Here is a 15,962-nt window from a genome sequence, read left to right on the forward strand (position 1 = left end):
TCCGCGCCACCGGCGGCCGGCGGGGTCACCCCGCCGGCCGCCCCCGTGCCGGGCGGCGGGTGGGGGCCGTCAGGCGGGCAGCTGCTCGGCGCGGCTGAGCACCCGGTCGACCAGGCCGTACTCGCGGGCCTGCTCGGCGGTGAACCAGCGGTCCCGGTCCCAGTCGCGTTGGATCTCGTCCAGCGTCCGTCCGCTGTGCTCGGCGATCAGCTGCTGCATGGTGCGCTTGACGTGCAGCATGTTCTCCGCCTGGATGGTGATGTCCGCGGCCGTGCCGCCCATCCCGCCCGAGGGCTGGTGCATCATGATCCGCGAGTGGGGGAGCGCGAACCGCTTCCCGGCCGCCCCCGCGCAGAGCAGGAACTGCCCCATCGAGCCGGCCATGCCGAGGGCCAGGGTGGCCACGTCGTTCTGCACGTAGCGCATGGTGTCGTAGACGGCCATCCCGGCGCTGACCGAACCGCCCGGCGAGTTGATGTAGAGGTAGATGTCCCGGTCCGGGTCCTCGGCGGCCAGCAGCAGGATCTGCGCGCAGATCTGGTTCGCCGACTCGTCGGTGACCTCGGTGCCGAGGAAGACGATCCGTTCCCGGAGCAGCCGCTCGAAGACCTGGTCGCCGAAGGACGGCTTGCCGCCGTCCAGCATCCACACGCCGTACCCCATGATCTGACCGCCCTCCGCGCCGCCGGCGGGCGACGGACCGCCCGGGGAACCGGCGGTCTCCAGCCTCCGGCGGCCCGGCCACCGGGGCCCAACGATTCTGCCCGGGGCAGATCGGCCGTGGGCAGAACCGGGCCGGCCTAGCCGGCGGTCAGCCGCCGCCGGCCCGCCCGGGCCCGCCGGCGAGCCAGCACGCCGGAGGTACGCGGACCGGGGCGCCCGGCCGGCGCGGAGGCGATCAGCCGGACGCGCAGGCCCGTGCCGCCGACGGTTGACCCGACGTGCCCGGTCGACCCGCCCGCGAAGAGTCCGCCGCCGCCGAGCGAGCGCTCGTACGAGCCGGTGATGCCCAGGTGCGGGACCCCCCGCGCCGAACCGACGGACGAGGTCGGCCCGTCCGGGTGCGGCACCTCGGGGTGGAAGCCGATCCGCAGCCGGGGGCCGGTGTCGTGGCGGGCGGCGGGCACCCGGTCGAGTCGGGCCAGGCCCGTCCCGGACGCGGCGGGAACCCGCCGCTCGACCCGGCGCAGCTCGTCCCGGGCCTCCTCGAGCAGGTCGGAGAGGTTGATCCCGAGCGCCCGGCAGATCGCCGCCAGCACCTCCGAGGAGGCCTCCTTACGCCCGCGTTCGACCTCGGAGAGGTAGGGCAGCGACACCCCGGCCGCCAGGGCGACCTCGCGCAACGTGCGGCCCTGCCGCAGCCGCACCCGGCGCAGCACCCCGCCGATCACCCGTCGTAGCAACGACATGCGGGCCTCCTCGCGGTCGTCGTCCCGGGACACCCCCATCATGCCCGTTGGCCGACGTCACCGGTGGCCCGGGTGGGCCGGGCACCCTCCCGGTCCGGCCCGGACATCGATAGCGGCCACCCGGGAGGCCGACGGACGTGGTACCCGCTATGTTGTGGGCGTGCGAGCGACGGTGGCGGGGCAGGACCGACGGTGATCCATTTTCCCGCGCAACGGCGGGGGCCGCTCAGCGCGCTCAGCCTGCGCCTGCTCGCCGCCCTGGGCCTGGTCCTCGCCGTGGTCACCGCGGTCTACCTCGACCGGGACGGCTACCGCGACGTCAACGAGGACGGGCTCACCCTCCTCGACTGCTTCTACTACGCGGTGGTCTCGCTCTCCACCACCGGGTACGGCGACATCACCCCGGCGGCGCCCTCGGCGCGCCTGGTCAACGTCCTGTTCGTCACGCCGGCCCGGGTGCTCTTCCTGATCATCCTGGTCGGCACCACCCTGGAAGTCCTGACCGAGCAGTACCGGACCGGCCGTCGCCTGTCGCGGTGGAGGAGGACCGTGAAGGACCACGTCATCATCTGCGGCTACGGCACCAAGGGCCGCAGCGCCGTCTCCGCCCTGCTCGAGAACGGGCTGGACCGCTCCCGGATCGTGGTGGTGGAACGCAGTGGCCCGGCCCTGCGCCAGGCCACCTCGGCCGGGCTGGTGGCCATCGAGGGCTCGGCCACCCGCTCGTCGGTGCTGGAGGAGGCGCACGTCCGGACCGCCAAGTCGGTGATCATCGCGACCGACAGCGACGACGCCTCGGTGCTGGTGGCGCTGACCGTCCGGCAGCTCACCGCCGGCCAGGTCCGGATCATCGCGGCGGTCCGCGAGGCCGAGAACGCGCCGCTGCTCAAGCAGAGCGGCGCGCACCACGTGATCGTCTCCTCGGCCACCGCCGGCCGGCTGCTCGGCCTCTCCACCTCCGCCCCGCCGCTGATCGACGTGGTGGAGGACCTGCTCACCCCGGGGCAGGGCATGGCGCTGGCCATGCGCTCCGCCGAGCGCGACGAGGTGGGCCGGTCGCCGCGCGAGCTGGAGTCCCTGGTCATCGCCCTGGTCCGCCGGGGCAAGGTGGTCACGCTGAGCGACCGGGCCGGCGCGGTGATCGAGACCGGCGACATGCTGGTCCACGTCCGCGACGACCGCCCCCAGGCCGCCACCTCCGCTCCCTGACCAACGAAAGAAGGAGGCCGTTCCCCGGGCGGGGAGCGGCCTCCTTCGACGTCGTGCCGTCAGCGGGTCAGAGGATCGTCCAGGTGTCGCCGCTGCCGAGCAGGCCGGCGAGCTGCTGCTCCGGGGTCTCGGTGACCTTCGCCTTCGCCGCGGCGACCTGCTCCTGGACCGCGCTGTCGTAGGACGGGCGGCTGACCGAGCGGAACACGCCGATCGGGGTGTTCCGCAGGTCCAGCCCGGGCAGCCGGGACAGCGCGAAGGCGTACGCCGGGTCGGTGACCGTCGCGTCGTGCACGACGATCTCCTCGGGGCGTACCGAGGCGGTCTCCCGCACCTCCAGGCCGAAGCCGCCCGGCGGGTGGACGACACAGAACTGCCCGTCCCTGCCACCGACCTGGCTGTTCGGCTTGCCGGCTGCGCCGAAGATGATCGGCTGCCCGTGCTCCAGCCGGATCAGGTAGTCGTCCCGGGTGCCCGGCTCCTTGAGCTGGTCGAACGCGCCGTCGTTGAAGATGTTGCAGTTCTGGTAGATCTCCACGAAGGCCGAGCCCTCGTGCTCCGCTGCGGCCCGCAGCACCGACTGGAGGTGCTTGCGGTCCGAGTCGATGGTGCGGCCGACGAAGGTGGCCTCCGCGCCGAGCGCCAGCGACAGCGGGTTGAACGGGGCGTCCGCCGAGCCGACCGGGGTCGACTTGGTGATCTTGCCGACCTCGGAGGTCGGGGAGTACTGCCCCTTGGTCAGGCCGTAGATCCGGTTGTTGAAGAGCAGGATCTTCAGGTTGACGTTGCGGCGCAGCGCGTGGATCAGGTGGTTGCCGCCGATGGAGAGCGCGTCGCCGTCACCGGTGACCACCCAGACCGACAGGTCCGGGCGGGACACCGACAGGCCGGTGGCGATCGCCGGGGCGCGGCCGTGGATCGAGTGCATCCCGTACGTGTTCATGTAGTACGGGAAGCGCGACGAGCAGCCGATCCCGGAGACGAAGACGATGTTCTCCCGGGGGATGTTCAGCTCCGGCATGAACTGCTGGACGGCGGCCAGGATCGCGTAGTCGCCGCAGCCGGGGCACCAGCGCACCTCCTGGTCGGACTTGAAGTCCTTGGCGGTGAGCTTGAGGGCGACGGGCTCAGACATTCTTCAGGACCTCTTCCAGCATCGTCTCCAGCTCGGCGGCCGTGAACGGCAGGCCGCGGACCTGGTTGTAGCCGATCGCGTCGACCAGGTACTTCGCCCGGATCACGTGGGCGAGCTGGCCGAGGTTCATCTCGGGGATGATGACCCGGTCGTAGGCGCGCAGCACCTCGCCGAGGTTGGCCGGCATCGGGGCCAGGTGGCGCAGGTGCGCCTGGGCGATGGAAAGCCCGCGCTGCCGCAGGCCCCGGCAGGCCGCCCCGATCGGCCCGTACGTCGAGCCCCAGCCGAGCACCAGCACCCGGGCGTCGCCGTCCGGGTCCTCCACCTCGATGTCCGGCACCGGGATCGTCTCGATCCGGGCCGCCCGGGTCCGCACCATGAAGTCGTGGTTCGCCGGGTCGTACGAGATGTCGCCGGTCTTGTCGGCCTTCTCCAGGCCGCCGATCCGGTGCTCCAGGCCCGGCGTGCCCGGGATGGCCCACGGTCGGGCCAGGGTCTCCGGGTCACGCAGGTACGGCAGGAAGGTGGTGCCGTCCTCGCCGTTGGGCGCGGTGGCGAACTCCACCCGCAGGTCGGGCAGGGACTCCACATCGGGCAGCAGCCACGGCTCGGAGCCGTTCGCGACGTAGTTGTCCGACAGCAGCAGCACCGGCGTGCGGTAGGTGAGCGCGATCCGGGCCGCCTCCAGAGCCGCGTGGAAGCAGTCCGACGGCGACTTCGGGGCGATCACCGCGACCGGGGCCTCGCCGTGCCGGCCGTACAGCGCCATGTTGAGGTCGGCCTGCTCGGTCTTGGTGGGCATGCCGGTGGACGGCCCGGCCCGCTGCACGTCGACGATGACCAGCGGCAGCTCCAGCGCCACCGCGAGGGAGATCGTCTCGCTCTTCAGGGCCACGCCGGGGCCGCTGGTGGTGGTGACGCCGAGCGAGCCGCCGTACGACGCGCCGAGCGCGGCCCCCACCGCGGCGATCTCGTCCTCGGCCTGCATGGTGATCACGCCGAACCGCTTGTGCTTGCTCAGCTCGTGCAGGATGTCCGAGGCCGGGGTGATCGGGTACGCCCCGAGGAAGACCGGCAGCCCGGAGCGGACCCCGGCGGCCACCAGGCCGAGCGAGAGCGCCGCGTTGCCGGTGATGTTCCGGTAGGTGCCCGGCAGCATCTTCGCCGGCTTCACCTCGTACCGGACCGAGAAGTCCTCGGTGGTCTCGCCGAAGTTCCAGCCGGCCCGGAAGGCGGCCACGTTCGCCGCGACCAGCTCGGGCCGGGCGGCGAACTTGCGCTCCAGGAAGCGCAGCGTCGACTCGTACGGCCGGGAGTACATCCAGCTCAGCAGGCCCAGGGCGAACATGTTCTTGGCCCGCTCGGCGTCCTTCTTGGACACCTCCTGCGCGGCCAGCGCGCCGACCGTCATCGAGGTCAGCGCCACCGGGTGCACGACGTAGCCGGCGAGCGAGTCGTCGTCCAGCGGGCTGACCTGGTACCCCACCTTGGCGAGGTTGCGCTTGGTGAACTCGTCGGTGTTGACGATGATGTCCGCGCCGCGCGGCAGGTCGGCCAGGTTGGCCTTGAGCGCCGCCGGGTTCATCGCGACCAGGACGTTCGGGGCGTCGCCCGGCGTCAGGATGTCGTAGTCGGCGAAGTGCACCTGGAAGCTCGACACGCCCGGGAGGGTGCCGGCGGGCGCCCGGATCTCGGCCGGGAAGTTCGGCAACGTCGAAATGTCGTTGCCGAGCTGCGCCGTCTCGGAGGTGAACCGGTCGCCGGTGAGCTGCATGCCGTCGCCGGAGTCGCCGGCGAATCGGATGACCACCCGGTCGAGTTGACGGATCTGCTTGGTCACGCCCGCACCTCGCTTCGCTCAGCGCCGTCGCACGGGCGGCTGAACATGTTGGTGACCCCGCCTTGCCCCGCCACGTGACCTCCTTGACGCGCTGCTGTCGCCGACCGTCCGAAGCTGTCCGGCCCGCTCCGTTCCTCACGTCAGAGCCTACGTCGGTTCCTTAGGGCCACCTTGGTGGAGGTCCGACGTATGGGACCTGACCGGCCCGCTGTATGCCCGGCTTTGCGGTGTTTAGTACCGGCATCCGTAATCGAGATCACCGCATCCCGGTCGATCCGGCCGGGGCGCACCCCGGCCGGCGGCGCTCACTCGGCGGCGGCGGGGGCGACCGTCGGGTCGGCCGGCGGCGCGGTCATCCGCCGACGCAGCGAGGTGGTGGCCAGGACCAGGGCGAGCACCACCAGCAGCCCGGAGACCGCGATCAGGGTGATCGCCGTCCGCTGCACCGAGCCGAAGCCGCCCCCGTCGGCGGCCGGCTCGGCGGCGGCGAGCACGCCCTGGGAGCCGGTCGGCGCTGGGGTGGCGACCGGCGTGGACACGGCGGCCGCGGCGTTGATCCGGAAGCTCATCTGCACCTGCCGGCTCCGGCCGCTGCGCGGGTCGAGCCGGCCGACGACCGCGCCGGCCAGCGGAGCCCGGCGCTGCGCCGCCGGCGTGGCGGTCACCGGCAGCCGGAGGGTGGCCGTGCGGCCGGCGGGCACCATGCCCAGGTCGCACCGCGTCCGGGTCGGCGCCAGCGGAACGCAGCCGGCCGGCGGGCCGGACGCGGTCACCCCGTCGGGCAGGATCACCTCGACCCGGCCGGCGGCGTCGACCCGGCCGGTGTTGCCGAGCCGGACGGTCAGGACGCTCGGGGCGCCGCTGATGTCGAAGAGCACCTCGTCGGCGCGGAGCGAGATGCCGGGTACCGGCGGGCCGGGCGGGAAGAGCACCGCGAAGCCCTCGTCGTCCGCGGCCGCGCCGGTCACGCCCGGGGCGGTGGCGGTCACCCCGACCGAGCCGCTGAGCGGCATCGAGCGCCAGGCCGCACCGTCCACCCGGACCCGGATCGAACTGCTGAACCGGGCGCCGGGCGCGGTGGTCCATCCGCCGCAGCGGTAGCTGCCGCCGCCGGCGGGCGCGCACCCCGTGGTCCCCGCGTCGGTGAGCCCGGCCGGCAGCCGGTAGGCGAGCCGGATCAGCTCCGGCACGCTGCCGGTGTTCGTGACGGTCACCCGCAGCGTGGTCACCGTGCTGTCGGCGTTCCAGTAGGCCGGGCTGAGCGCGACGTCCTCGGTGGTCACCCGGACCCCGAGCTGGGCGGGGGCCGGCTGGCCGGGGCCGGGCGGGGCCGGGGGCTGCGCCGGAGGCACGACGGGCGGGGGCGGCGGGGCCGGGGCGGTGGTGGGCGCCGTGGTGGTCGGCGCCGGGTCGCCCGGGGCGGTGGTCGCCGGCACGGGCTCGGTCGTGGTCGGGGCCGGCGGGGTGGTCTCCGGTGGCGCGCTCTCGGTCGGCGGCGCCTCGGTCGACGTGGGGTCCGTCGCGGTCGGCTCGGCCGGGGGAGTGCTGTCCGTCGGGTCGGCGGCGGGCTCGCCCCCCGGATCGGTGGCCGCGGTGACCACAGCCGTCGCCGTCGGTGACGCGGTCGCCCACGCGGGAGCGACCGCGACCGCCGTCGCCAGGCCGACCGCGAGCGAGGCCGCCAGCAGTGCGGAGGTCCGTCGCTGGGCAACCCGCCGGTCGGGGCGTACGGGCAGGTCGGCCATCTGTCCTCCGGACACTCAGTGAGGTTTCATTATTCGGTAATAGTTGCCGAGGGGCACTAGTTCTCCAGGGAAACAAATCCGTAACATGCTCGGTAAGCGCGGGCGGCGGGCACGGTAGGGTCGTCCTCCGTGACCGGTTACCTCGGCTCGTACGCCACGCTCGGTCTCCTGCTGCTCGCCAGCGTCCTCTTCTTCGTTACGGCGTTTTCGGCCAATCGGGTGTTACGTCCCAGCCGTCCGGCCGATCCATGGGGCAAGCGAACCAGCTATGAGTGCGGACTCGACCCGGTCGGCGGCGACTGGGCGCAGATGCAGATCCGCTACTACGTCTACGCGTACCTCTACGTGCTCTTCGCGGTCGAGGCGGTCTTCCTCTTCCCCTGGGCGCTGGTCTTCGACCGGCCCGGGTTCGGCGTGACGACCGTGGTCGAGATGGGGATCTTCGTCGCCGTGGTCGCGCTCGGCATCCTCTACGCCTGGCGGAAGAACATCCTGCGCTGGACCTGACCCCCGCCGGCCCGGCCGAGCCCGGTCAGGCCAGGCCGCGTCGGGTCAGGGTGGGCGGCCGGTCGCCCCGGATCGAGGCGACCATGTCCAGCACCCGACGGGTCTGGAGCACCTGGTGGGCGCGGAACACCCGGGCCCCCAGCCACGCCGAGACCGCGGTCGCGGCCAGCGTGCCCTCCAGCCGGTCCGGCACCGGCAGGTCCAGCGTCTCGCCGATGAAGTCCTTGTTCGACAGGGCCACCAGCAGCGGCCAGCCGGTGCCGGAGAGCTCCGCGAGCCGCCGGGTGATCTCCAGTGAGTGCCGGGTGTTCTTGCCGAAGTCGTGCGCCGGGTCGATCAGGATGCCGTCGGGGCGTACGCCGAGGGCGACCGCCCGCTCGGCGAGCCCGGTCACCGTCGCGACCACGTCGGCCACCACGTCGTCGAAGGCGGCCCGGTGCGGCCGGGTACGCGGGCTGAGCCCGCCCGCGTGCGAGCAGACCAGCCCGGCGCCGGTGGCCGCGGCGACCCGGGCCAGCGCCGGGTCCGCCCCCGACCAGGTGTCGTTCAGCAGGTCGGCGCCGGCCGCCACCGCCTCCACCGCCACCTCGGCCCGCCAGGTGTCGATCGAGATGACCACCTCGGGGAAGGCGGTCCGGACCGCGGCGATGGTGTCCACCGTCCGGCGGATCTCCTCGGCGACGTCGACCTCCTCGCCCGGCCCGGCCTTCACCCCGCCGATGTCGATGATCTCCGCGCCCTCGGTGACCGCGCGCTCCACGCCGCGCAGCGCGCTGTCGGCCGCGAAGGTGGCGCCCCGGTCGAAGAACGAGTCCGGCGTGCGGTTGACGATCGCCATCACCACCAGTTCCCCGGGGGCGAACGCCCGCCCACCGAGCCGCAGCGTCCCGGCCATCCCGCCTCCTGGTCTCCGCCCGCCGTCGGACGTACCGCCGGCCGCCCCCGACGCTATCCGGTCCGCCGCCGACCGCCCCGCCCGGTACGTCCCGGGATTGCGAATCATGATCTGAGCGGGTGGAGGGCTCGCCCGGGGCCAGCCCGCGTGCCACGATCTCCCCATGGGTCAGGTTCTGCTCCTCTTGGTCGTCGCGCTGACCGTCGCGGCGGTGGTGTTCGGGGTGACGGTGCTGGTCTCCGGGCGCGACCCGGGCCTGGCGCCGGCCGAGCCGGACGGGCGGGCCGTGCCCCTACCGGGGAGCCGCCCGCTGCACGAGTCGGACGTCGCCGAGGCCCGCTTCGACACCGTCCTGCGCGGCTACCGGATGGCCCAGGTCGACCAGGCGATGCGCCGGGCGGCCTACGACATCGGCTACAAGTCCGAACTGATCGGCGTGCTGGAGGCGGAGGTCGCCGCGCTGCGCGAGGGGCGCACGGCCGACGCCGACGCGCTGCGCCGTGCCCGGGAGGAGTCCGCCGGCGCGAGCCCCGCCGCCGCCCCGACCGACGCCGTGAGCTCGGCCGGCGACACCCTGGCTGACGCGTCGGACGCGGAGGCCGGGGTGGCGGCCGCGCCCGCCGCGGCTGCCGTCGAGGACGAGGCGGTGCTCCCCACGCCCGCCCCGGCGACGCCCGCCGGTGGGGTCGTCCCGGTCGCGGCGCCTGTCGACCAGGAGCCGGCCGACCGCGAGGTCCCGGTCCGGCCGCCGGCCGACCCCACCTCCTCCCCTGCCGCCAGCGCCCCGGCCACCGACCCCGCCGGGAAGGTCGGCCGGACGGCGCAGGGCCCGGCCGCCGCCGACGACAGCGACAGCGACGGTGAGCGGGAGCGTGGCGCGGTGGTCCGGTCGGAGCGGGCGTGACCGGGCCCGAAGGCGCCGACGGGCTGGCCGAGGCCGCCCAGCCCGGCGCCGGTGAGGTGACGGCCACGGTGATCGTCGACGCCCCCGTCGAGCGGGTCTTCGCGGCGCTGACCGCCTGGGAACGGCAGTCCGACTGGGTCCCCTTCACCACCGTCCGGGTGGTCGAGGGGGACGGTGGCGAGGGCAGCCTGGTCGAGGCGGTCACCGCGCTCGGCCCGGCGGTGCTCCGCGACGAGATGCGGGTGGTCCGGGTCGACGCGCCGTACGAGGTCGGGGTGGTGCACTGCGGCCGGCTGCTGCGCGGGCCGGGCGTGCTGCGCTGCACCCCGGTGGAGCGGGACCGGACCCAGGTGGTCTGGCACGAGTGGTTCCACCTGCCCGGCGGGGCCGCCGGCCGGGTCGCCCGGCCGGTGCTCTGGCCCGGCTCGAAGTTCGGCCTGACCCAGGCGCTGAAGAAGTTCGCCCGGCTGGTGGAGCAGGGCCGGCTGCCCTGACCGCCGCCCGTTGTCGGGGGGCTGGCCTAGCGTGTAGGCCGTGACTGACCTGGTGACCGGCGCGGACGGGCTGTCCCGCTGCGCCTGGGGCGCGAGCACCCCGGACTACGCCTTCTACCACGACACCGAGTGGGGCCGGCCGCTGCGCGGCGATGACCCGCTCTACGAGCGGCTGACCCTGGAGGCGTTCCAGTCCGGCCTTTCCTGGCTGACCATCCTGCGCAAGCGACCCGCGTTCCGGCTCGCCTTCGACGAGTTCCGCATCGACAAGGTCGCCGGCTACGGCGAGGCGGACGTCGCCCGCCTGCTCGCCGACACCGGCATCGTGCGCAACCGCGCCAAGGTCGAGGCGGCGATCGCCAACGCCCGGGCCGCCCTGGAGCTGCCCGACGGGCTCTCCGCGCTGCTCTGGTCGTTCGCGCCGCCGCCCCGGGCCGGCCGGCCGCGGTCCTTCGCCGAGGTGCCGGCGCTCACCCCCGAGTCCACCGCCCTGGCCAAGGCGCTCAAGAAGCGCGGCTTCCGCTTCGTCGGCCCGACCACCGCGTACGCGCTGATGCAGGCCACCGGGATGGTCGACGACCACCTCGCCGGCTGTCACGTGCCCGTCGACCGGGCCGGGACCGCCGGCCCGGCGTGACGGCGACGGGTCCGGCCGACGTGACGGCGCCGGCGCCGACCCGGCGTGATGGGATTGGACCATGACCGACACCGAGGTCCGCGCGGGCGGAACGATCGACGGCGGCAGCGGGCCCGGCGCCTGGGCGGTGCTGCTGCCCGCCGAACGGTACGAGGCCGAGCGGCTCGTGCACCACGACACCCTGGAGCTGACCGGGCTGGACGGGCCGGCCCGGCCCCGGCCCGGCGACCCGGTCGCGGTGCTGGTCGACGCGCCGCTCCGGCTGGTGGCCCTCGGTCGGGTCGCCGCGGCCACCGCCGAGACCCGCGAGGATCCGGACGACCCGCAGTCCGAGGCCGTTCCGGGCGCGCTCGTGGTGACGTACACCCGGCGGGTCTTCGACGAGCCGGTGCCGGCGGGCGGCCTGGCCCTCGACGGGCCGGTGACCGGGCTGGACGAGGCCACCTGGCGGGCGCTGGCCGACCGGCTCGGCCCGCCGCCGGCGCGCCGCTCCTGGCTGGTCAGCCTGGACCTGCCGATCGAGGCGGCCTCGCCCGCCGAAGCGGTGCGGCTCTTCTGGGCCTACGTGCAGGAGCTGGGGCCGCGCGAGCTGCCCGCCTTCGTCTCGCCGGCCGGCGACGAGCTGGCCATGCAGGCGTTCGTGCTCGGCGTGGAGGCCAACCAGGATCCCGAAGCGGACGACTGACCCACCGGCGCGCGGTTACGGTGCCGGGGAGGGCCGGCGCCGGCCGGTCGCGCGAGGGGGGCGGATGCGGTTCCAGGACAGGGTCGCGCTGGTCACCGGCGGGGCGTCCGGGCTCGGCGAGGCGGCCGCCCGCCGGTTCGCCGCCGAGGGCGCCAAGGTGGTGATCGCCGACATCGACGCCGAGGGCGCCGAGCGGGTCGCCGCCGGTCTGCCGGACGGCTACCCGGTGACCATGGACACCGGCGAGGCCACCTCCGTCGAGCAGGGCATCGCCGACGCCATGCAGCGGTACGGCCGGATCGACGTCATCTTCAACAACGCCGGCGTCGACGGCCAGCAGCAGCCGCTGCACGAGATGGACGTGACGAACTGGGAGCGGGTGCGCCGGGTCAACGGCGACGGCGTCTTCTTCGTCCTGAGGTACGGCATCGAGGCGATGCTGCGCGGCGGCGGTGGCGCGATCGTGAACACCTCCTCCACCACCGCGCTGGCCGCCCAGGAGAACATCTCCCCGTACACCTTCACCAAGGCCGGCATCGTCGGCCTGACCCGTTCGGCGGCGATCGAGTACGCGGCCCGCGGCATCCGCGTCAACGCGGTCGCCCCGACGGTGGTGATGACCCCGCTGGTGGAGCACTTCATCGACAGCGCGCCGGACCCGGGGCAGATGCGCCGGCAGATGGAGTCGTTCAACCCGAAGCCCGGCATCCCCACCGCGGACGACGTGGCCGGGGTGGTCGCCTTCCTCGCCTCGGACGAGGCCGCCTGGATCACCGGCCACACCGTCCCGGTCGACGGCGGCTACGTCGCCCGCTGACCGCCGCCCGGTCGCGAGCGACGCCGGGTCGGCGACGTGGGGTGGCGCGCGGGCCGGGACACCGCCACGTCGGCGACGTCAAGCGGGTCAGTGTCCCTCGAAGACCGGTTTCTGCTTGTTCACGAAGGCCATCGTGGCCGCCTTGTGGTCGCTGGTGGCGCCGCAGATCGACTGGGCCTGCGCCTCGGCGGCGAGGGCGTCGGCGAGGGTGCCGGCGTCGGCGATGGAGAGCTGCCGCTTGATCGCCCCGTAGGCCACGGTCGGGCCGGCGGCGAGCCGGGCGGCCAGCTCCTGCGCGGTGGGCAGCACCTGCTCGTCGTCATCCACCAGCTTGTTCAGCAGGCCCAGCCGGCAGGCCTCCTCGGCGCCCACCGGCTCGGCGAGCATCAGCAGCTCGACGGCCTTGGCGTGGCCGACCAGCCGGGGCAGCGTCCAGGAGGCGCCGGTGTCGGCGGCGAGCCCCACCCCGGCGAAGGCCATCAGGAAGCGCGTCTTCGGGCCGCCGATCCGGAAGTCGGCGAGGAAGGCCAGCGAGGCGCCGGCCCCGGCCGCCATCCCGCGGACCGCGGCGACCACCGGCTTGGGCAGGTTGGCCAGCCGGGCGGCGATCGGGTTGTAGTGGGCCCGCACGGTGGCCAGCGGGTCGGCGTCGGCCGCTTCCAGGGTCTGCACGTGCTCGCGGAGGTCCTGCCCGGCGCTGAACGACCCGCCCGCCCCGGCCAGCACGACCGCCCGGCACGAGCGGTCGGTCTCCAGTTCGGCGAGGGTGTCCCGGAGCGCCTCCTTGAGCGCCACGTCGAGCGAGTTCATCGCCGTCGGGCGGTTCAGCGTCAGGGTGACGACGGCGTCGGTGCGGTCGACGAGCAGTGGCTCGGTCACGTTCTCAACGACCCTTCTGTCGGGCGAGGCGGTTGTTGCCGTCGAGGCACTGCTCGACGTACCGGTCGGCGGCCGGCCGGAGCCGGGCCGCGTGCCGGTCGAAGAAACTGGCCGCGCTGGTGCCCGGCCAGCGCTCGGGGAGCAGCGCCGGAGGGAGCTGCGGGTCCCGGAAGAGGAAGGTACGCCACGCGTGCACCAGCCGGAACCGGGCCGCGTACGCCTCCTCGTCGCTGCTGCGCACGGTCACGCCCGCCAGCAGGGGCTTCTGCTCCGCGACGAACCGCTCGTACGCCCGGCCGATCTCGGTGAGGTCCCAGGCGCGGCGGACCACGCCCATCGCCCCCGGGGTGCCGGCGGCGTGCGCGGCGGTGAACCGCTCGTAGCGGACGCCCGCCTCGGCGAGCAGGAGGTCCACGTCCTCGCCGGGGCGGGTGGCCACCCAGGTGCAGTCGTCGAGCGTGCCGTAGCCGAGGAAGGTCAGGTTGGCGGCGAGCCGCTGGCGTTCCCGGCGGGACGCGGGGGCCTCCAGGACCAGCAGATCGAACCGACCGTCCCAGCTGACCCGCCCGGTCCGGTAGATCCGGACGGCCGCCTCGTCGAGTCGGCGGGCCGCCTTGGGTGTGATCGAATATCCCGGTCCGGAGGCCAGCCGGAGGGGGTCGAGCCAGCCCTGACGGACCATCCGGGAGACCGCGGTGCGCACGGCCGGAGGGGCGATCCCGAGCGGCGCCAGCAGCTTGACCAGGGCGGCGACGGGTGCGCGACCACCCCTCGCCCGGAGGTGGTCGCCGTACAGGTCGAAGAGTGCCGACCGTGCCTGCATGACCGCACATTGTGACAGGCCTATCCAAGATAAGCTAGATGCTGTTACATCAATGCTGCTTCGGTTTGGGTCCGGCGGTGTTCATCAGGGAAAATCATTGGTCGACACCCCGCGAAGGCTGCGGCGGTGATGACGAAGTGGCTGTGGGGCAACCCACCGACCCTGGTGTAGGTCTGAGGGGAGACAACATGGCGGCGATGAAGCCGCGGACGGGCGACGGTCCGCTGGAAGTCACCAAGGAGGGCCGGGGCATCGTCATGCGGGTCCCGCTGGAGGGTGGTGGCCGGCTCGTCGTCGAGATGACTCCCGACGAGGCCAACGCGCTCGGTGATGCGCTGAAGGCAGCCGCCGGCTGATCGAGGAGCGGTCCGCGCGGCGCACGCCGTGCGGACGGTTCATCCTGCCCTGAGCCACCGGCTCCGCCGGTGGCTCAGGGTCTTCGCAGGCCGGTGACCGGCGGTCTGTCCCGCTTCGTGAACTTTCTGGAGGTACGGTCCAGCGTGCTGGCGATTCGTCTGGTGAGCGGGCCCGCGCGGCTCGACACCCTCGTCCTGCCCATTCGTCCCGTCGGGCCGGCCGAGGGCCCGGACGCCCCGGCCGCGCTGGCCACGACCGCGTCGCCGCCTCCCGGCGACGTGCTGGCTGAGGCGGCGGCCCTGCTGCCCGCCGCGCGGCTGACCGGGCGCGCCGGCGAGCTGCGGGAGCACCTGCGACCCGGCGCGACGCCGCAGCGGCTCGTGTTGCTCGGCGTCGGCGAGGGCGACGAGCGGGACTGGCGGACCGCCGGCGCGGCGCTCGCCCGGGCCGCCCGGGATGAGACGCACATCACGGTGATGCTTCCGGGCGACGCCTCGACGGCGCTGCGCGGCCTGGCCGAGGGGCTGCTGCTGGGGTCGTACCGGTTCCGGATGACCGAGGCCGGCGGGGCACCCGCGCTCGCCGAGGTGGACGTCGTGGTGGCTGACCCCGACGCGCTCGCCCCGACCCTGACGGCAGCCCGGACCACCGCCGAGATGACCCGGCTGGCCCGGGACCTGACCAACACCCCCTCCTCGCTGAAGAACCCGCAGTGGTTCGTCGAGCAGATCGCGGCGGCCGTGGCCGGCCTGCCCGACCTGCGCCTGCGGGTACGGGAGCCGGGGGAGCTCGCCGCCGAGGGCTTCGGCGGGATCCTCGCCGTCGGCCAGGGCTCGGCCAGCGGTCCCCGCCTGGTCGAGCTGGACTGGCACCCGGTGGAAGCGCGTACCCACGTCGTGCTGGTGGGCAAGGGGATCACCTTCGACAGCGGCGGCATCTCGATCAAGCCGGTGCCGGCGATGAAGCTGATGCGCAAGGACATGGCCGGCGCCGCCGCCGTGCTCGCCGCGACCCTGGGCGCCGCCGCGCTCCGGCTGCCGGTGCGGATCACCACGCTGGCGCCGCTGGCGGAGAACATGGTCAGCGGGTCCGCGTTCCGCCCCGGCGACATCGTCCGCCACTACGGCGGCCTGACCAGCGAGACCACCAACTCCGACGCCGAGGGGCGGCTGGTGCTCGCCGACGCGATGGCGTACGCGGTCCAGGAGCTCGCCCCCGACCTGCTGGTCGACCTCGCCACGCTGACCGGCGCGAACGCGGTGGCCCTCGGCAAGCGGCACGGCGCCCTCTACAGCGAGAACGACCAGCTCGCCGCCGACCTGCTGGCCGCGATCGACGCCGCCGGTGAGGCCGCCTGGCGGATGCCGCTGCCCGCCGACTACGTCGAGTACCTGGGCAGCGAGCTGGCCGACCTGCACAGCTCCCCGGCCCGCGGTGCCGGCTCGGTGACCGCCGCGCTCTTCCTCCGCGAGTTCACCGGTGACCTGCGGGACCGCTGGGTGCACGTCGACATGTCCGCCCCCTCCTGGGCGGAGGAGGACGACGCCGAGCTGACCCGGGGCGCCACCGGCTGGGGCGTACGCGGGCTGCTGCGCTGGCTGCCCACGCTGGGCTGAGGGCCCGGTC

Annotated in this window: 17 protein-coding genes; 9 read left to right on the plus strand and 8 right to left on the minus strand. The window is 74.1% G+C overall.

The features are described 5' to 3' along the window. Window positions 1-69: 69 nt before the first annotated feature. Entirely contained in the window at window positions 70-663 is a 594-nt protein-coding gene (locus ACTWO6_RS03250; protein ID WP_446218149.1) for an ATP-dependent Clp protease proteolytic subunit, read from the minus strand. A 137-nt stretch (window positions 664-800) separates the two neighbouring features. Beyond that, window positions 801-1,409, minus strand: a complete 609-nt coding sequence (locus ACTWO6_RS03255; RefSeq protein ID WP_446218150.1) for a helix-turn-helix domain-containing protein — start codon at window positions 1,407-1,409, stop codon at window positions 801-803. Window positions 1,410-1,601: 192 nt separating this feature from the next. On the opposite strand from ACTWO6_RS03255, the gene ACTWO6_RS03260 reads away from it, so the two are divergent. After that, window positions 1,602-2,618, plus strand: coding sequence for a potassium channel family protein (locus tag ACTWO6_RS03260; RefSeq protein WP_446218151.1), 1,017 nt, complete (start codon window positions 1,602-1,604; stop codon window positions 2,616-2,618). A 67-nt stretch (window positions 2,619-2,685) separates the two neighbouring features. Here the strand turns inward: ACTWO6_RS03260 and ACTWO6_RS03265 are convergent, their stop codons facing one another. From ACTWO6_RS03265 to ACTWO6_RS03275, 3 genes are all read right to left on the minus strand, one after another. Beyond that, a complete protein-coding gene (locus ACTWO6_RS03265; protein WP_446218152.1) occupies window positions 2,686-3,753 on the minus strand; it encodes a 2-oxoacid:ferredoxin oxidoreductase subunit beta in 1,068 nt (355 codons plus the stop codon). Continuing rightward, entirely contained in the window at window positions 3,746-5,593 is a 1,848-nt protein-coding gene (locus tag ACTWO6_RS03270; protein WP_446218153.1) for a 2-oxoacid:acceptor oxidoreductase subunit alpha, read from the minus strand. Before ACTWO6_RS03270 ends, ACTWO6_RS03265 begins: the two co-directional genes overlap by 8 nt. A 305-nt stretch (window positions 5,594-5,898) precedes the next feature. Beyond that, window positions 5,899-7,338 carry a hypothetical protein gene (locus ACTWO6_RS03275; protein ID WP_446218154.1) on the minus strand — a complete coding sequence of 480 codons (1,440 nt, stop codon included), beginning with the start codon at window positions 7,336-7,338 and terminating at the stop codon, window positions 5,899-5,901. A 129-nt stretch (window positions 7,339-7,467) separates the two neighbouring features. Here ACTWO6_RS03275 and ndhC point away from each other — a divergent pair, with 129 nt between their 5' ends. Next, the gene (gene ndhC / locus ACTWO6_RS03280; RefSeq protein WP_130331300.1) at window positions 7,468-7,845 is read left to right on the plus strand and encodes an NADH-quinone oxidoreductase subunit A; all 378 of its coding nucleotides are present in this window, start codon (window positions 7,468-7,470) and stop codon (window positions 7,843-7,845) included. A 25-nt stretch (window positions 7,846-7,870) separates the two neighbouring features. On the opposite strand, the gene folP is transcribed toward ndhC, so the two are convergent. Further along, window positions 7,871-8,740, minus strand: coding sequence for a dihydropteroate synthase (gene folP, locus ACTWO6_RS03285; protein WP_446218155.1), 870 nt, complete (start codon window positions 8,738-8,740; stop codon window positions 7,871-7,873). 163 nt (window positions 8,741-8,903) lie between these two features. Here folP and ACTWO6_RS03290 point away from each other — a divergent pair, with 163 nt between their 5' ends. The 5 genes from ACTWO6_RS03290 to ACTWO6_RS03310 all read left to right on the plus strand — a co-directional run bounded on the left by ACTWO6_RS03290 (window position 8,904) and on the right by ACTWO6_RS03310 (window position 12,277). Continuing rightward, window positions 8,904-9,644, plus strand: a complete 741-nt coding sequence (locus ACTWO6_RS03290) for a DivIVA domain-containing protein (RefSeq protein WP_446218156.1) — start codon at window positions 8,904-8,906, stop codon at window positions 9,642-9,644. Further along, the gene (locus tag ACTWO6_RS03295; protein ID WP_130331304.1) at window positions 9,641-10,138 is read left to right on the plus strand and encodes an SRPBCC family protein; all 498 of its coding nucleotides are present in this window, start codon (window positions 9,641-9,643) and stop codon (window positions 10,136-10,138) included. The genes ACTWO6_RS03290 and ACTWO6_RS03295 overlap by 4 nt, the downstream gene beginning before the upstream one ends. A gap of 40 nt (window positions 10,139-10,178) precedes the next feature. Then, window positions 10,179-10,775 carry a DNA-3-methyladenine glycosylase I gene (locus tag ACTWO6_RS03300; RefSeq protein ID WP_446218157.1) on the plus strand — a complete coding sequence of 199 codons (597 nt, stop codon included), beginning with the start codon at window positions 10,179-10,181 and terminating at the stop codon, window positions 10,773-10,775. Window positions 10,776-10,836: 61 nt separating this feature from the next. Continuing rightward, window positions 10,837-11,460, plus strand: a complete 624-nt coding sequence (locus tag ACTWO6_RS03305) for a hypothetical protein (protein ID WP_446218158.1) — start codon at window positions 10,837-10,839, stop codon at window positions 11,458-11,460. A 64-nt stretch (window positions 11,461-11,524) separates the two neighbouring features. Further along, window positions 11,525-12,277 (plus strand): SDR family NAD(P)-dependent oxidoreductase, encoded by a 753-nt coding sequence (locus ACTWO6_RS03310; RefSeq protein WP_446218159.1) that lies wholly within the window; start codon window positions 11,525-11,527, stop codon window positions 12,275-12,277. Between the two features lie 87 nt (window positions 12,278-12,364). Here ACTWO6_RS03310 and ACTWO6_RS03315 read toward each other — a convergent pair whose 3' ends face one another. Next, the gene (locus tag ACTWO6_RS03315) at window positions 12,365-13,156 is read right to left on the minus strand and encodes an enoyl-CoA hydratase/isomerase family protein (RefSeq protein ID WP_446218160.1); all 792 of its coding nucleotides are present in this window, start codon (window positions 13,154-13,156) and stop codon (window positions 12,365-12,367) included. A gap of 4 nt (window positions 13,157-13,160) precedes the next feature. Continuing rightward, a complete protein-coding gene (locus tag ACTWO6_RS03320) occupies window positions 13,161-13,979 on the minus strand; it encodes a PaaX family transcriptional regulator (RefSeq protein WP_446218161.1) in 819 nt (272 codons plus the stop codon). A gap of 188 nt (window positions 13,980-14,167) precedes the next feature. Here ACTWO6_RS03320 and ACTWO6_RS03325 point away from each other — a divergent pair, with 188 nt between their 5' ends. Then, window positions 14,168-14,335: a DUF3117 domain-containing protein gene (locus ACTWO6_RS03325; RefSeq protein WP_007455245.1), complete on the plus strand. Its 168-nt coding sequence runs from the start codon at window positions 14,168-14,170 to the stop codon at window positions 14,333-14,335. 144 nt (window positions 14,336-14,479) lie between these two features. After that, on the plus strand, window positions 14,480-15,952 hold the full coding sequence (locus ACTWO6_RS03330; RefSeq protein ID WP_446220543.1) for a leucyl aminopeptidase family protein: 1,473 nt from the start codon (window positions 14,480-14,482) through the stop codon (window positions 15,950-15,952). The last annotated feature ends 10 nt before the right edge of the window (window positions 15,953-15,962 follow it).

It is taken from the genome of Micromonospora sp. IBHARD004, assembly GCF_052814115.1.

Excerpts from the sequence above, each read along its gene's own strand:
- ACTWO6_RS03250 (WP_446218149.1), bottom strand. The coding sequence starts at position 663 with ATGGGGTACGGCGTGTGGATGCTGGACGGCGGCAAGCCGTCCTTCGGC.
- ACTWO6_RS03305 (WP_446218158.1), top strand. The coding sequence starts at position 10,837 with ATGACCGACACCGAGGTCCGCGCGGGCGGAACGATCGACGGCGGCAGC.
- ACTWO6_RS03255 (WP_446218150.1), bottom strand. The coding sequence starts at position 1,409 with ATGTCGTTGCTACGACGGGTGATCGGCGGGGTGCTGCGCCGGGTGCGG.
- ACTWO6_RS03325 (WP_007455245.1), top strand. The coding sequence starts at position 14,168 with ATGGCGGCGATGAAGCCGCGGACGGGCGACGGTCCGCTGGAAGTCACC.
- ACTWO6_RS03310 (WP_446218159.1), top strand. The coding sequence starts at position 11,525 with ATGCGGTTCCAGGACAGGGTCGCGCTGGTCACCGGCGGGGCGTCCGGG.
- folP (WP_446218155.1), bottom strand. The coding sequence starts at position 8,740 with ATGGCCGGGACGCTGCGGCTCGGTGGGCGGGCGTTCGCCCCCGGGGAA.
- ACTWO6_RS03290 (WP_446218156.1), top strand. The coding sequence starts at position 8,904 with ATGGGTCAGGTTCTGCTCCTCTTGGTCGTCGCGCTGACCGTCGCGGCG.
- ACTWO6_RS03320 (WP_446218161.1), bottom strand. The coding sequence starts at position 13,979 with ATGCAGGCACGGTCGGCACTCTTCGACCTGTACGGCGACCACCTCCGG.
- ACTWO6_RS03275 (WP_446218154.1), bottom strand. The coding sequence starts at position 7,338 with ATGGCCGACCTGCCCGTACGCCCCGACCGGCGGGTTGCCCAGCGACGG.
- ACTWO6_RS03265 (WP_446218152.1), bottom strand. The coding sequence starts at position 3,753 with ATGTCTGAGCCCGTCGCCCTCAAGCTCACCGCCAAGGACTTCAAGTCC.